Origin of the sequence: Niabella yanshanensis, assembly GCF_034424215.1 — a bacterium.
Taxonomy (GTDB): Bacteria; Bacteroidota; Bacteroidia; order Chitinophagales; family Chitinophagaceae; genus Niabella; species Niabella yanshanensis.
This window is the reverse complement of record NZ_CP139960.1, coordinates 1,885,588-1,899,978: the sequence shown is the minus strand read 5'-3', so window position 1 is coordinate 1,899,978 and position 14,391 is coordinate 1,885,588. Positions and strand designations below refer to the sequence as shown.

Here is a 14,391-nt window from a genome sequence, read left to right as displayed (position 1 = left end):
ATATATGTCATTTTACAGGCGGGCTAGGTTCCTGCTATACCATTCTGATAGTAGGAATGTAATAAGGATAATACTAATTGTACTGGCGGGCATCAAAATAGCGGCAATCACCGGCGCCAACAAGCCTTGCAAAGCAAAGTAGAGACCAATGATATTATAAAAAACAGATATGATAAAACTGATAAGGATGATGCGTTTGGCTTTTTGGGTGAAAGCCAGGATGGATGTAAGCTGGGGCAATACCGTTCCGCTGATGATAACATCTGATGCGGGCGTAAAAGAATTACTGCCTTCCATAACGGCTATACCTACGTCACTTTTCCGAAGCGCTCCCGCATCATTCAAACCGTCGCCCGCCATCAGCACCTTTGCACCCTTTGCCTGCAATTCGGTGACATAATTATATTTGTCTTCGGGCGATTGATTAAAATAGATATCCTTGCACCCCCCGGTCATGGAACTTAGCCGGGCGCTTTCGGCACTGTTATCGCCGCTTAAAATGGATAGCGAGCATTTTTTTCTCAGGTTTTGTAATAGGGTAGCAAGGCCCGGGCGGTATATATTCTCCAGTTCAAATACCCCCGGTACAACACCATCCATCCACACAAAAACTTTGCTGGTATTAACAGCTTCAGAATCCGTAGCTCCTGGCTGAACAAATACCTTATTACCGATTTTGATATGCCGGTCATTGACCCATCCCTCAATGCCTTTCCCCGGTACATTGCTGAAGCTATCAACGGGATGGAGGGGCATTGTTTTTAAGTGATCGAATATCGCCTTGCTTAAGGGGTGCGTAGAATGCCGGCAGAGGGAGGCGATCAATTCTTTATCTGCTTCCGTCAGTGTTTTACCTTTGTAGCTCACATGGAAGTTTTTATTAATGGTGATGGTACCCGTTTTATCCAATACCACGTGGGTAATGCCTGCCATATCGCTGATCACATCAGAGTTTTTCAGAAAGATCCCCGACCGGCTTAGTATGCGCATTACGTTGCCATTGGTAAAGGTAGATGCCAGGAGCAGGGCACAGGGACAGGCTACAATTAAGGTGGTTGTTAGCGCATTCCACATAGTAGTATAAGCTCCCTGGGTCAGCCAGAATATGGCGCTGGTAAGGGTTAGCGCAAAGACAACCAGGGTAAAGTAATTACTGATACGGTGGAGATTACTATTTGCTGCCGAATCTCTTTTGCCTTCCTTGTTCCAAAGATTGGTGAGGTAGCCCTGGTCCGATTTTTTTAAAACCATTAATTCAATGCGCCCACCTAACTGCTTTCCTCCTGCGTAAATCAGCGAACCAGGTTCTATTGGCTTGGGAAGACTTTCACCTGTAACAAAACTATAGTCGATTAGCGCCCTGCCTTTGGCTAAAATAGCATCGGCGGGTATGATTTCCTGGTCAAACACTTCTATAATATCTTTTTCTTTTAGCTCATGGATCATTACAGGCTCAATGCCGCTGCTTCGTTTTACGTTAACGGCAATAGGGAAGAAAGACCTGTAATCCCTGTCGAAAATCAGCGATTGCTGGGTCCGGTCCTGCGCCCATCTACCTACCAGCATAAAGAAAACGATGCCACTCATGCTATCGAAATACGTATTGCCATCCAATACAAATAGATTATAAAGACTCCGGCCAAAAGTGAGCAGGATCGCCAGGGCGATAGAACTGTCTATGTTTAAGTACCTTGTTTTGATGGAGCTGTAAGCATTGCTGAAAAATTCCCTGGAACAATAAAAGAATACCGGGAGGGAGAGCAGCAGTGCTATATAACGGAATGCCGTTCCTGTTTTCTCCTGCAGGTAATTGGTTACAGAAAAATATTCGGGCAGGCTCAGCATCATAATATTAGCGAAACAGAATCCCGCAATGCTTATTTGGGTTACACGTGAATAGCTAACCTTGCGACCTGATTGAGTAGCGCCCAGGCTAAGATAAGGTTCGTATCCAATAGCATTCATCGTCTCGACTACCTCTCTTAGGGTAGTCTTAAGGTTGTCAAAAATTACAAAGACCTCTTTCTTTACAAAGTTGACCCGGGTCGATAAAATACCGGGTTGAAGCCGATCCAGGTGCTCCAGCAGCCAAAGACAGCTGCTGCAATGTATTTGTGGTACCTGGAAGGTTATATGAGATTGCTGCCCGTCGGAAAAAGAAACCAGCTGGCTGATAATTTCCTCTTTATCCAGGTAGGCAAATCTGTTCTTTCGTTTCTGCTGTAATTGCTGGCGCCCCGGGTGAACATTTAAATCGTAGTAGGTGCAAAGGTTGTTTTCGTTAAGTATTTCATATACGAGTTTACATCCGGCACAACAAAAAGCTTTTTCATCGATTTTAAGATGGGTATCATTGCAGGTATCGCCGCAATGATAACAGGTTGTTGGAGTATAGACCGGTATGTTGCTCAATGGGTGATGTTTAAATGAACCGCAAAGCAATCATTTATATCACGGGTAACTGCTGACCCGTATCATATCGTAGGGTGATTATTGTCAAAAAATGGCAGCTATTGATGTGTTGCCAGTTGGAGCTTACCTAAATAAAAAACGGGCAGACCATAAGCCTGCCCGTTGAGAATCAATATATGTTCTTTATTTTTTATCAAACGCAACGATTGTCGCTACCGCCTGGTTGGGATTGGCATTCACTTTAAAATAAATTCTGCCGTCAGCCGTAGCTGTTTGGCTTGATGGGGCCAGGGAGTTCTTCAAAGCCTCGTTTACTTTAGCTGCAAAATTGCTCTGCGTGCTGTTATTAATGGCCTCATTTACGAGGTTATAGCTTAGTTCCTTTTTACTGGTGACAATGGCTATATAATCCCGGGTGCCTGTGTTATCTGCTTCAAGTGACTGAGATTTCGGAAACAGGCGGTAGCCGGTAATACCGCAGTAAGGTGCGTGTTTGGATACCGTTTCTCCTGGTTTTAGGTAGGGAAACAGTACGTAGCTGGTTCCATTCGTTTCCAGCCCGAAAATATAGATATAGCATTCGTTGGAGTTTTTTACTTCCATTTTGAAGCGGGTGCCTATTGCTATCGGTGAGGCTGTTTGGAAAGTGTTGTTGCCCGTGGATTTGAGTTTGATATATTGTTTATTGGAATTATCAACCAGGCCAATATTGCATTCCAGGGGTAAAGTAGCAACCGCCGATGATTTAGGCAGTGGGTCTATTCCGTAGGCTTCGCGTACATATTCTTTAAAGTCACCGTAACGTACCCAGGCATTACCGTTATTTCCCCACTGGGGCGACCAGCTATTCATGATCTGGAAAGCCCCTCCGTATTTCTTATCGTCATATCCTATTACACACATGGCATGGCCACCTAATCCTACCTGCGATTGGTCTGCGCCTTGAGGCTGCCATAGATCCCTGCCCATCATACCCTGCATAAAACTTTGTCCTACCATCATTCCTATAACTACGGGTGCATCTTTTGAAAGATGCTCTTTTACTGCGCGAACACTGATCTGGTTTAAATTGTCACCTTCCGTTAACCGGGTAAAGCCATGAATCAGGTTTTGTCTGCCCGATTGTATAGCGCTACCATCCGGCGTACGCGTACAGTCCTGGTCGCTGTAAGGGTATTGGCTAATCGGAACACCTCCATTGGCCTTCATGGCCTGCATGGCACGTTGTATATAAGAACCCTGGCAATCGTCTCCCAGTCGGATCTGATTGTACAGGTAAGAAGGACTGAAGGTAATCGCATTAGGGTCTTTCCCAGTTGCCGCTGCAGTCAAAATGGTTTGTGCGGCATAGGCGCTGCTCCAGGCAACACAACTGCCTTGTTCACCCTGGTCGCCACGGCGTGGAGCAAAGCGAAGTAATGATACGGCTTCGGGTAAAGGATTTTTGCTGTTATTATCTTCCAGCCCTTCATAAATAGAGGCCTTGTTGAATTCGTTAGGATTATAACTGTAGCCGCTTTGCGAAAACAGTTGTTGTGCTACGTCGCCTATATTCAGGTTGCCGCAACCACCACCTCCGCGGCCCATAAAAAACCAAAGTGCGGCGCCGATTACCAAAAGGAATATGATCTTTTTGCCTCTGAATAAGCTCAATAGCAAGGGAAGGAGGGCAAAAAGGCCCGCACCGCTGCCGGATCCGGAGCCCCCGCCACCCCGGTCATTGTTGTAGTCATTGTCCTCTCCATTAGGATCATCAGTCATTCTTATAGGCATAGTTTAAATTTTTAATAAAAATAGTTGATTCTATACATCCGTTCATATCTCCAATAAAATATATGTATGCAGTATTTGTCAGCTTAAAACCCTTATTATCTTTCCAAAAGCTATTGATCCTGTTTCACAATGCTTATCTTTGCGCCTTCCCGAAGGGGTTCTTCGGACAAAAAATTACAGCTCATAATGAAGTTTGATCGTAATACCGTCATCGGTTTTTCTCTGTTGGCGGTGCTTTTTATCTTTTATTTTGTTTACAATTCAAAACAGCAGACTGCTGCCCGTGCAGAGCAGGCCAGGCAAGATTCTATAGCAAAGGCCATGCAGCCTAAAGTAGATTCTGCAGCCTTGCGTTTAAACGCCTTAAAAGCTGATTCTCAGCTTAATGTTACACGGGCAGGGATGTTTCAACAAGCTGCCAGTGGGCAGGAGCAACTGGTTTTTGCAGAAAACAATGTGTTTAAAGTAGCTTTTACCAACAAAGGTGGGCAGCCTAAATATGTAGAGCTTAAAAACTTTAAAAATGCCGAGACGCAGCAACCGGTCAGGTTGGCAGCAGCAGATTTTAATAAGATCAGCTACGCCATTAACACAGCCGCTAATCAGAGCTCACAAACCGCTGATTTATTTTTCAGCAACGGTAAAGTAGAGCAGGGACCTTCAGGTGCCCAGTTGGTTAGTTTTGAGCTGAGAGGCGGCGATAGTGCTCAAAGTAACACCTATATTACCCACCAGTATATCATTTACCCGGATGCGTATAAAATTGACCTTAATATATCTTTGACCCAGCCCGCACAGTTGCTTACACAGGGAAATCTTAATCTTTTATGGCAGTACGAGGCACACCAGCAGGAAGCTGATATAGAGTTTGAAAAGCAAAACACTCAGGTAGGTTACATGGAAGATGGTAGCTTTGACTATCATACCATCGGGAAAACGAATATTGTTGAGTTTGGAAAATCTGTAGACTGGGTAGGTGTGAGACAACGTTTTTTCAATACCTTTCTGATAGCAAAGAACAAGTTTTCGGGTGGTAAAATGGAATGGAGCATGCCTGAGAGTAACGGCCATATTGTTTCTCAGTCCACTGCTAATATGCGGGTATCTGTAAACCCGGCTGCTACTGCAACTGTACCTTTAAGCTTGTTTTATGGGCCTTCCGACTATAATATCCTGAAAAAAGAAGGCGGCGGGTTGAGCAAGCTTGTCAACTTAGGACAGGGTATTTATGCCTTTGTAAGACCTTTGAACCAGTTTGTGGTGATCCCGATCTTTAATTTCTTTAAGGGTTTTGTATCCAGCTATGGTATTATTATCGCGTTGCTTACGCTTATTATCAGGCTTCTGATCTCCCCGTTAAACTATAGCAGCTATTTAAGTGGTGCCAAAATGAAGGCATTAAGACCGGAAATTGCTAAGCTAAAAGAGAAGCATGGAGATGATCAGCAGGCGATGAGCATGGATCAGATGAAATTGTTCAGGGAAGCTGGTGTAAATCCTTTAGGAGGCTGTATCCCTGCTTTATTGCAAATCCCTATCTTCTTCGCCTTATATAGTTTTTTCAGCGCCAATGTAGATTTGAGAGGGGTTGATTTCTTATGGACGAATGACCTTTCCGCGTATGATGCACCTATTAAATTTGGATTTAACATACCGTTGTTAGGAGATCATTTGAGTTTATTTACCATTGCGGCAGTAGTAACCAGCTTGTTAATTTCGTTATATAGTATGAGCATGACACCGGATCAGAACAATCCGATGATGAAGTACATGCCTTATATCATGCCTATATTCCTGTTGTTTATCTTTAATAAGCTTCCATCGGCACTTACCTGGTATTATACAGTATCCAATATAATTACACTGGTATTGCAGTTTATCATCCAGAACTATATTATCGATCATGATAAAATTCTTGCAAAAATTGAGGCCAATCGTAAAAAGCCAAAGGGAAAGTCTAAATGGCAGGAGCGGCTGGAGCAAATGCAGGAGCAGCAGAAGCAAATGCAACAAAGACAAAATAAGAAATAATTAAAAGCAGTAAATCCGGGTTATTTGTAACCCGGATTTTTTTTAAGCAACTTATTGTTTATCTTGTAGCGTCTATAGATCATGTTGAACTCAACTAAAATGAAAACTCGATTTTTACCAGTACTGGCTCTTGTATTAGCTGCTAAATTTTCGGTAGCGCAAAAGAAGCTGACTGAAGCTACCATATATTACGATATTGTGGTGAGCACAGATAATAATACCCCTAAAAAGGCCGATATGCTGGACGGCTCCACTAATATTATTTATGTTAAGGGCAATATGAGCCGTTCTGATTTTATCAGTTCGCTTGGCTCTCAGTTTACAATTTATGATGATAAGAATGGGACTGCCAGCAATATCAGGGAATATGGGAATAAAAAGTTCCTGATTAGTTACTCTAATGCAGAATGGAAAGCTTATAATAAAAGATACGAAGGGGTAAGCTATAAAATCGAAAATGAGTTTAAGAAAATAGCTGGCTACCAGTGTCAGAAAGCGACCGGGAAACTGGCGGATGGCACCAGCTTCACTGTTTATTTTACCAGGGATTTAATTCCTACCAATGCTAATTTTCAAAGCATTAACAGGGGGTTGCCCGGATTGGCCATGCAGTATGATGCTGCCCGGGGAAATGATAAAGTAACCTTTACGGTTTCTAATATCGAATTTACCCCGGTGCCCCTCGCTAAATTTGATATTCCTAAAACCGGATATCGGAGAATGTCTTACACCGAATTCAAAATGCAGAATAACAGATAAAAAAAAATCCCGGTAGCACCGGGATTTTTTTTATCAAACTAAGTTTCTATTTACCTGAATAATTCCGCAATATTTCATTGGGATTAAAAGTAAGCTTATTGAGAACCGCTTTCTTTTTATAAGGAAGCAAATAGCTGCTCTGCCCTTTTTGAAAGCTGATAATATTCAGATTCGAATAAGTTGCATTAACAGTTGATTCTGCATTGATGAGGTTTTCACCCTTGAAATACATGGGAGATCTCAATGAAAAAGAATGTAACTGCTTCGATGATTTATTGTCTAACGAAAAATTTTTGGGTTTTTCTTTACCGAAATCATCGGCAATTGATTCTCCCTCCGCAAATGCTACTGCGGATAAGGAAAAGATAAACAGAAGGTTAAAAAAAATGGCCTTTAGCATAACGTATGATTTAAAGACAATACAAAGATACGAAATTTTATGATAATGTGTAATAAATTTTAAAATTTTATTAACAATTGTTAAAGAGGCAAATATCGGGCCTAATAGTTTTACACACCGCGAGGAAAACTTAGTTATGGTTTAATTGTTGAACTGGTATAAATTAGTAATTGTTAATAGTTCGGTCGCTAGTATTAATATTTAAAGAAGATTATTATGAGAGATTTTTCCCAACACGACGAAGAAAAGGACCAGGAGTTAGATGAACTGTTGCAACGGTATGAAAATTTAAGAAAGGGCAGAAGTAGTTCTTACCTGGAAGAAGAGGCTTTCGAAAAGATCATTGAGTATTTTGAGTCGCAGGAGCAATACATTAAGGCTTTTCAGGCTGTAGAAATAGCAACAGAGCAGTTTCCTTATTCAGCCTCACTATTAATTAAAAAAGCCGATCTGTTGCTAAACAGGCGTCAATACGACGAAGCCCTTGCCCTGCTTGAGCAGGCTGCTATTTTTGATAACAGCAATATTGATATTTATATTTTAAAGACCGAAGCGTTCCTGGCGTTGGATCGGCAGGAGGATGCAGTAGCATTGTTAAATGAAGCGCTTGAGCTCTTTGAGGGGGAAGATAGGGTGGAACTGTTGTTTGAACTGGCAGACGTGTATGACGATTACGAGGATTTTGACAAGGTATTTGATTGTTTAAAGGAGATTTTGCAGCAGGAACCTGACAATGAGGAGGCGCTTTACAAGATCTGTTTTTGGACCGATTATACGGGGCGTAATGCGGAAAGCATTGAGATTCACAGGAGGATAATTGACGAGTACCCTTATAATGAATTGGCCTGGTTCAACCTGGGTGCTGCTTTTCAGGGTATTAAATTATACGAGAAAGCAATAGATGCGTATCAATATGCATTGGTTATTGACGAGAAAATGGATTACGCATATCGTAATATCGGCGACGCTTATATACGCCTTAGGAAGTATAAGGATGCCATAGAAAGCCTCGAAAAAGTATTAGAGCTTTCCAAACCCGAAGATGTAATTTATGAGGCTATTGGTTACTGTTATGAGAAAATGAAAAATTATGCCCAGGCCCGGTTCTACTATCGCAAGGCTTCGCATTTAAATCCTGAAGTAGGGTACCTGGCTTACAAAATGGCTTTTACTTATTACAAAGAGGAAAAATATGAGCTTTGCATAAAACAGCTCGATACCGCTTTGAAGTTAAAACGCAATAAGGCGGAGTACAATATTCTGATGGGCGAATGTAAGATGCAGCTGGGTTTTACAAAAGAAGCAATTCAGTACTTTACCAATGTAGTTAGACTGAAGCCAAAATCGGCTATAGGTTGGGAAGCGCTTATTAAGTGCCTGTATGATGCCGGGTATTACGAAGAAGCTTTAAAGCAGTTGGATAATGCAGTAATGATGACCAAAAATAAGCCTGTATTTACTTATTATAAAGCGCTGTTGTACTTTGTAATGGGAAAAAGAAAAGAAGCCTTGCTGCACCTGGAGGAAGCGCTGACAGAGGCACCGGCTCAATTGAAGAAAATTATACAGATCAATCCCTCCATGCTTCAGCATCAGCAGGTAGCAGATTTGATTTTGAAATATAAAAAACGCAAAAGCAATAAATAATTATTAATGGTATCCCTTATTTTATAAATAGGCTATATTTTGATATGCCTCATTATCTTTCCTATTATTGAACAATATATAATACATTTGCCGCTACACTAATTTGAATTAGGGAATGAAGTTTAATCTGACTCAACTACCAGAAAGGAATCAACAACCTCGAACCGCTGGTCTTACAATGGTGATGGATAAAGGCCTTAGTCTTGAAGAAGCTAAAAACTTTATGGATGTATCACAACCGCATGTAGATATTGTGAAGCTGGGTTTTGGCACCGCCGTAGTTACACCCCGACTCGAAGAGAAGATCGCTTTATATAAGTCGCATGGCATGGCCGTTTACTTTGGTGGTACTTTATTTGAAGCCTACCTGGTGCGTAACCAGATACAGGATTATATAGATACCTGCAAGTCTTTCGGCATTGATTATATGGAAGTGAGTGACGGATCAATAGAAATACCGCATGCAGAAAAATGTGGCTATATAGAAAAACTTACTAAGCATGGTACAGTGCTAAGTGAAGTAGGCAGCAAGGATGCCACCCATATCATACCTCCTTATAAATGGATTGAATTGATGCGTGCCGAACTGGAAGCGGGTTCTTCTTATGTGATAGCCGAAGCGAGGGAAGCAGGAAATGTCGGTATTTATCGTGGCAGCGGGGAAGTTCGTGAGGGTCTTGTACAAGAGATACTAACGCAGATACCCGCAGAAAAAATTGTATGGGAAGCGCCTCAGAAAGCACAGCAACTTTATTTCCTGGAACTGATCGGATGCAATGTAAACCTCGGTAATATACCTCCCAATGAAGTAATAGCGCTGGAAGCTATGCGTATTGGACTTCGTGGCGATACTTTCGATTTATACCTGAACAAGAAAACTTCAGCCTGATGAATTTGTACGGGCTTATCGGTATGCCGTTGGCACAGTCCTTTTCAAAAAAATACTTTACCCAAAAATTTGAACAGGAAGGAATAGCTGATACGGCATACGAATTATTTCCTCTTGAAAATATTTCCTTGCTAAAGGACTTGCTGGCCGCACAACCCAATCTGAAAGGTCTGAATGTGACCATTCCTTATAAAGAGCAGGTGTTGCCTTTTTTATCGGGTTTAAATGAAGAGGCGGGAGAGATTGGCGCCTGTAATTGTATCAAAATAACCAACGGTCATTTAACCGGCTTCAACACCGATGCACCCGCTTTTAAGCAATCTTTGTTGCCTCAACTTAAATCCGGCCATAAGAAAGCGCTGATATTGGGTACAGGTGGCGCCGCCAAAGCCGTGCTATATGTGTTGCGTAGCCTTGGAATTGAGTATGCATATGTATCACGTAGCAAAGGCGCCGGTTTTACTTATGATGAACTTAGTAAGGCCATCGTGCAGGAATATTCACTTATTATCAACTCTACACCTTTAGGTAGTTTTCCTAAAGTAGATACGGCTCCCGATATACCCTATGAATATCTGACTGCAGATAACTACTTATACGATCTCGTATATAATCCTGCTAAAACCCTGTTTCTTCAAAAAGGGGAGGAGCGGGGCGCTGCCATAAAAAACGGATACGAGATGCTGGTAGGCCAGGCAGAATTAAGCTGGCAGATATGGAATGATGACTCCCAATAATAAAATTAACTTTAAAGAAGAACGGTTACCCTGATTGATGCAATGGTTACATGAACAGCGCTAATTGTTGGGTAGGCCCTTGTTCCGGCTGTTTCTTTTGTTTTTTACCTTCGTTTGTTTCTACCGGTTTGTCGTTCTCATAGTACTGGTTTACCCGGTCAATGGTCATTCCTGTAATCCGTTCTGTGCCCTCGCTATTGATCTTTTTATGGATGGATATCTGACAATTAATGATGGTGCCATTCTTGAACTCCACTTTACCGGATTGAACCAGTTTTTTAAATTCTTTTGAGAGCATGGTGAATGAACGGGCTTTTCCATTGTAAACGCCCACCCATTTGTAATTACTTTTTTTAAGTACGGGAGATACAATTTCTATATCTACATGGTCAATTTCTTCGGGCTCCAGTACATCCGAGGTTAATATCTGTTGCTCAAATCGCTGCCGGGTGATCGTTTTTTCCTGGGTTATTTTAGACCGTTGCTCGTCTAAAGCTGTTAGTTGTACTTTGTTGATCCTGGGATATTTTTTCAGGAGTTCAAAAAAATTGGAGCGGCGTTTTTTCAATACATTGCTGGCATCCAGGTTACTACAGCTGGCTACCATTTGCTGTACCCTTTTCTCCACCAATGCTTTCGTTTTTTCGTCGGAAAACTGTTCAAATTCGGGTGTGGCAACTAAATGATCGATGAGCTGTCTCGCCTCTTCGCTCCCTGAAGTAGCTAGTGGATTAGCGATCATTGCTACCAAAACAGCGGTAGCAATGGTAATAGCGACAGGCCCGGTTTTGTTATCTTTTTTTAAAGCTACTTTAAACCGCCATCTGAATCCTTTTTCGGCCAACGGCGCCGTTTCTATGTGAATGCTCAGCCGGAAGCGCGCTGCTACTTCTTTGATCAATGCCAGTAATTCATATTCACATTTATTTTGAACCAACGCATCCATTAAATGCGTTTCTTCTTCGAAATAGTATTGTACTTCGATGCAATTACTGCCTGTATATACTTGTACGTTAGGTTCGCTCATTGCAATATCCTCTTTTCTAAGGCCGCGAAAGTAATGCATTTTTGGCGGAGACATGCTGAAATGCTACGTGTACCCCTTGATCGCCTGGAAATTTCAGAAAATGTAGAAAGATTAGTAAATTTAAGGTAGCTAACAACTTTGTAAATAAACGAATAACCATATGAAAACCGAAATGTTGATAACCGACGATCTCCTGTTATCAAAAATATTACAGATCAGAAATCAAAAAGTGATGATAGACCGGGATCTGGCTGAAATGTATGGAGTGGAAACGAGAAGACTAAATGAGCAGGTGAAACGTAATACCGATCGCTTCCCTGAAAATTTCGCATTCAAACTCACTGAAGAAGAAGTGGAATTGATGGTGTCGCAAAATGCGATACCATCCAGGCAGATTTTGGGCGGCTCATTGCCTAACGCTTTTACAGAGCATGGTGTATTGATGTTGGCCAATGTGTTGAAAAGTAAGAAAGCTATAGAAGTTAGCTTACAGATTATCGACATTTTCGTTCGGTTGAGGGAAGCGCTAATGACTAATCAGGATATTTTATTAAAGCCTGAACAATTAGATCGCAAACTTATTGGTATTGGCCATGATGTAAAAATGCATGATGGCGAAATCGAAACTATTTTCGAGCTGATCAAAGAAATTATGGAAGAAAAAATGCGTCCCCGTCCCTGTAATCTCATCGGGTTTAAAACATAATCAGGTCAAAAGTGACAGGCTGAATGAACCTTTACACTATATTTAAAAACGTGATGATTATTTAGCTGCGGCCAGTTCCTTAGCCGCATATTGGTATAGCTTCTCCTTCTTACGGTCGTACCACCATTTGGGAGCAGTTTTTTTCATCAGGGTGTCGATATTGCGCATACCAAAAAGATTCCATACACCATTGAGCTTACCGCCCAGGCTGCTTTGCAGGGCCCGGAGGCTCATGGCAAAACCTGCATCGATATATTCCATATGATGCCAGTATCCTGCAGGCATAAATAAAGTATCTCCATGCTCCAGTACCGCTTCAAAACCTTTAGCCAGTTTTACGGCAGGGAAATTCTCGTAGTCAAATTGCTCATTATAATTCGCATAATTGGCCAGGCTCAATACTTCCCAGGGTTTCCGGTATAGCTTATGCTGTTCTTCAAAAGGAAATAATAACACCCGTTTGCGTCCAGCAAACTGCGTATGCAAAATATGGCTGAGGTCAATATCAAAATGCATATGCGTAATAGCGCCTTGCCCGCCGACAAATAACATAGGGAATCTCTTCACAAAACCTTTCATGTATTCATCCGGCCAGGTAAAATCCTGTACAATTTGTGGCGCATGCTGAAATATATTGAACAAAAAAATGCGCAGGTCAACAGGTCCTTTTTTTACCATCTGCAGGTATTCGCCAAATTTCATGTAGGCATCCGCTGTGTTGATGGGTGTGTAAGAATCGCTCTTTACGTTATTGTATACGCCCACTTCTTTTTCCCCTACAATATCAATAAAATAATCCCAGTTCCATTTGTTATAAGCGGGCCATTGCCTGGCAAGTCTCTTAATGATCAGCGGTTGATTGGTGTTGTAATAGTTCGTTTTAAAGTCGCCGGTAGAAATAGTTTCAACCGTTGGAATGGGTATTAGATTCATTGCTTCTTATTTAAACAAGCTGCAAAAATATGTAACAAAAAAAATAATATTGAAAAAAAATGACTGGGGACAAAAGCAGGAAACCGCAGCCATGGCCGGTAGTTTATTCGCTTAAAAAAAGGTAATTGTTTCGGACTGCGCAGTTTCGGTTTTTATCACCGAATTTGTACGCTAACTGTGCTGATTCAGTTCATTACTACGCATAATGTATTTTCCTATCACGTCAAATTCAATATTGACAATGCTGTTTTCCGTTACCTGTTTAATATTAGTATGGTTATAGGTGTAGGGGATGATTGCTACCTTAAAACTATTTCTTTTAACCTGAAAAACGGTTAAGCTGATGCCGTTAACACAGGCTGATCCTTTTTCTATAATCAGCGGAGCAAACTTTTCGTCAAACTGAAATACATACTCCCAGCTACCTTCTTTTTCCGCTACCTCAATACATCGCGCCGTGCCGTCTACATGCCCCTGCACAATATGCCCGTCCAGTCGTCCGTTCATGATCATACAACGTTCCAGGTTCAATAAATCTCCTTCCTTCAGAGTGCCCAGGTTGGTTTTATTCAGGGTTTCGTCAATGGCTGTCACCGAATGAATGCTTCCTGCTACAGATTCAACGGTGAGGCATACGCCGTTATGACTTATACTTTGATCTACCTTTAACTCGTGACTAATAGGACTTTCAATCCAAAAAGTTTTGTTACTGCCCGCAATGGCTATTTTCTTTACAATTCCTGAGGCTTCAATAATACCGGTAAACATGACGCTAATTTCTACACAATAACATAATATCCAAAATATTTGTTTGTAAAAAAGAATATACTATCTTTGCACTCTCAAAAAATTTACCAAAGGAGGTATATAAATTATGTTAATTATTGATTCTAAAGACTGCGAAAACATTGATAAAGCGCTGAAAAAGTACAAGAAGAAATTTGAGAAATCTAAAGTTCTTTTACAATTGCGTGAACGTCAGAGCTTTACAAAGCCATCTGTTAAACGTCGTGGAGAGGTTTTGAAAGCCGTTTACAAGCAGCAGATCGCCAGCGGTAAAATCGAATTATAATTAGA

Annotated in this window: 13 protein-coding genes; 7 read left to right on the top strand and 6 right to left on the bottom strand. The window is 41.4% G+C overall.

Features of this window, described 5'->3' with window-relative positions; translation table 11 throughout:
* Positions 1 to 12: 12 nt before the first annotated feature.
* On the bottom strand, positions 13 to 2,412 hold the full coding sequence (locus U0035_RS07485; RefSeq protein ID WP_162817756.1) for a heavy metal translocating P-type ATPase: 2,400 nt from the start codon (positions 2,410 to 2,412) through the stop codon (positions 13 to 15).
* A gap of 183 nt (positions 2,413 to 2,595) precedes the next feature.
* A complete protein-coding gene (locus U0035_RS07480; RefSeq protein ID WP_245957602.1) occupies positions 2,596 to 4,185 on the bottom strand; it encodes a C1 family peptidase in 1,590 nt (529 codons plus the stop codon).
* A gap of 186 nt (positions 4,186 to 4,371) precedes the next feature.
* On the opposite strand from U0035_RS07480, the gene yidC reads away from it, so the two are divergent.
* Together yidC and U0035_RS07470 are read left to right on the top strand one after the other, a co-directional pair.
* Positions 4,372 to 6,216 (top strand): membrane protein insertase YidC, encoded by a 1,845-nt coding sequence (gene yidC / locus U0035_RS07475; protein WP_114789376.1) that lies wholly within the window; start codon positions 4,372 to 4,374, stop codon positions 6,214 to 6,216.
* Between the two features lie 99 nt (positions 6,217 to 6,315).
* Positions 6,316 to 6,975, top strand: coding sequence for a GLPGLI family protein (locus U0035_RS07470; RefSeq protein WP_114789375.1), 660 nt, complete (start codon positions 6,316 to 6,318; stop codon positions 6,973 to 6,975).
* Positions 6,976 to 7,021: 46 nt separating this feature from the next.
* On the opposite strand, the gene U0035_RS07465 is transcribed toward U0035_RS07470, so the two are convergent.
* On the bottom strand, positions 7,022 to 7,375 hold the full coding sequence (locus tag U0035_RS07465; RefSeq protein WP_114789374.1) for a hypothetical protein: 354 nt from the start codon (positions 7,373 to 7,375) through the stop codon (positions 7,022 to 7,024).
* A gap of 216 nt (positions 7,376 to 7,591) precedes the next feature.
* Between U0035_RS07465 and U0035_RS07460 the strand changes: the two genes are divergently transcribed.
* The 3 genes from U0035_RS07460 to U0035_RS07450 all read left to right on the top strand — a co-directional run bounded on the left by U0035_RS07460 (position 7,592) and on the right by U0035_RS07450 (position 10,648).
* Positions 7,592 to 9,022 (top strand): tetratricopeptide repeat protein, encoded by a 1,431-nt coding sequence (locus U0035_RS07460; protein ID WP_114789373.1) that lies wholly within the window; start codon positions 7,592 to 7,594, stop codon positions 9,020 to 9,022.
* 115 nt (positions 9,023 to 9,137) lie between these two features.
* Positions 9,138 to 9,911 carry a phosphosulfolactate synthase gene (locus U0035_RS07455; protein ID WP_114789372.1) on the top strand — a complete coding sequence of 258 codons (774 nt, stop codon included), beginning with the start codon at positions 9,138 to 9,140 and terminating at the stop codon, positions 9,909 to 9,911.
* The gene (locus tag U0035_RS07450; protein WP_114789371.1) at positions 9,911 to 10,648 is read left to right on the top strand and encodes a shikimate dehydrogenase family protein; all 738 of its coding nucleotides are present in this window, start codon (positions 9,911 to 9,913) and stop codon (positions 10,646 to 10,648) included. The genes U0035_RS07455 and U0035_RS07450 overlap by 1 nt, the downstream gene beginning before the upstream one ends.
* A gap of 46 nt (positions 10,649 to 10,694) precedes the next feature.
* On the opposite strand, the gene U0035_RS07445 is transcribed toward U0035_RS07450, so the two are convergent.
* The gene (locus tag U0035_RS07445; RefSeq protein ID WP_327138732.1) at positions 10,695 to 11,714 is read right to left on the bottom strand and encodes a hypothetical protein; all 1,020 of its coding nucleotides are present in this window, start codon (positions 11,712 to 11,714) and stop codon (positions 10,695 to 10,697) included.
* Between the two features lie 121 nt (positions 11,715 to 11,835).
* Between U0035_RS07445 and U0035_RS07440 the strand changes: the two genes are divergently transcribed.
* The gene (locus tag U0035_RS07440; RefSeq protein ID WP_114789370.1) at positions 11,836 to 12,381 is read left to right on the top strand and encodes an ORF6N domain-containing protein; all 546 of its coding nucleotides are present in this window, start codon (positions 11,836 to 11,838) and stop codon (positions 12,379 to 12,381) included.
* A 57-nt stretch (positions 12,382 to 12,438) separates the two neighbouring features.
* Here the strand turns inward: U0035_RS07440 and U0035_RS07435 are convergent, their stop codons facing one another.
* Positions 12,439 to 13,314, bottom strand: coding sequence for a cupin-like domain-containing protein (locus U0035_RS07435; RefSeq protein WP_114789369.1), 876 nt, complete (start codon positions 13,312 to 13,314; stop codon positions 12,439 to 12,441).
* Between the two features lie 171 nt (positions 13,315 to 13,485).
* Complete coding sequence (locus tag U0035_RS07430) at positions 13,486 to 14,082, bottom strand: riboflavin synthase (protein ID WP_114789368.1); 597 nt, start codon at positions 14,080 to 14,082, stop codon at positions 13,486 to 13,488.
* A 106-nt stretch (positions 14,083 to 14,188) separates the two neighbouring features.
* Between U0035_RS07430 and rpsU the strand changes: the two genes are divergently transcribed.
* Positions 14,189 to 14,386, top strand: coding sequence for a 30S ribosomal protein S21 (gene rpsU / locus U0035_RS07425; protein ID WP_114789367.1), 198 nt, complete (start codon positions 14,189 to 14,191; stop codon positions 14,384 to 14,386).
* Positions 14,387 to 14,391 lie beyond the last annotated feature (5 nt).

What these genes read in the sequence shown, in the direction of transcription:
- U0035_RS07480 (WP_245957602.1), bottom strand. Translation starts at nt 4,185, where the DNA reads ATGCCTATAAGAATGACTGATGATCCTAATGGAGAGGACAATGACTAC.
- yidC (WP_114789376.1), top strand. Translation starts at nt 4,372, where the DNA reads ATGAAGTTTGATCGTAATACCGTCATCGGTTTTTCTCTGTTGGCGGTG.
- U0035_RS07470 (WP_114789375.1), top strand. Translation starts at nt 6,316, where the DNA reads ATGAAAACTCGATTTTTACCAGTACTGGCTCTTGTATTAGCTGCTAAA.
- U0035_RS07465 (WP_114789374.1), bottom strand. Translation starts at nt 7,375, where the DNA reads ATGCTAAAGGCCATTTTTTTTAACCTTCTGTTTATCTTTTCCTTATCC.
- U0035_RS07460 (WP_114789373.1), top strand. Translation starts at nt 7,592, where the DNA reads ATGAGAGATTTTTCCCAACACGACGAAGAAAAGGACCAGGAGTTAGAT.
- U0035_RS07455 (WP_114789372.1), top strand. Translation starts at nt 9,138, where the DNA reads ATGAAGTTTAATCTGACTCAACTACCAGAAAGGAATCAACAACCTCGA.
- U0035_RS07450 (WP_114789371.1), top strand. Translation starts at nt 9,911, where the DNA reads ATGAATTTGTACGGGCTTATCGGTATGCCGTTGGCACAGTCCTTTTCA.
- U0035_RS07445 (WP_327138732.1), bottom strand. Translation starts at nt 11,714, where the DNA reads ATGCATTACTTTCGCGGCCTTAGAAAAGAGGATATTGCAATGAGCGAA.
- U0035_RS07440 (WP_114789370.1), top strand. Translation starts at nt 11,836, where the DNA reads ATGAAAACCGAAATGTTGATAACCGACGATCTCCTGTTATCAAAAATA.
- U0035_RS07435 (WP_114789369.1), bottom strand. Translation starts at nt 13,314, where the DNA reads ATGAATCTAATACCCATTCCAACGGTTGAAACTATTTCTACCGGCGAC.
- U0035_RS07430 (WP_114789368.1), bottom strand. Translation starts at nt 14,082, where the DNA reads ATGTTTACCGGTATTATTGAAGCCTCAGGAATTGTAAAGAAAATAGCC.
- rpsU (WP_114789367.1), top strand. Translation starts at nt 14,189, where the DNA reads ATGTTAATTATTGATTCTAAAGACTGCGAAAACATTGATAAAGCGCTG.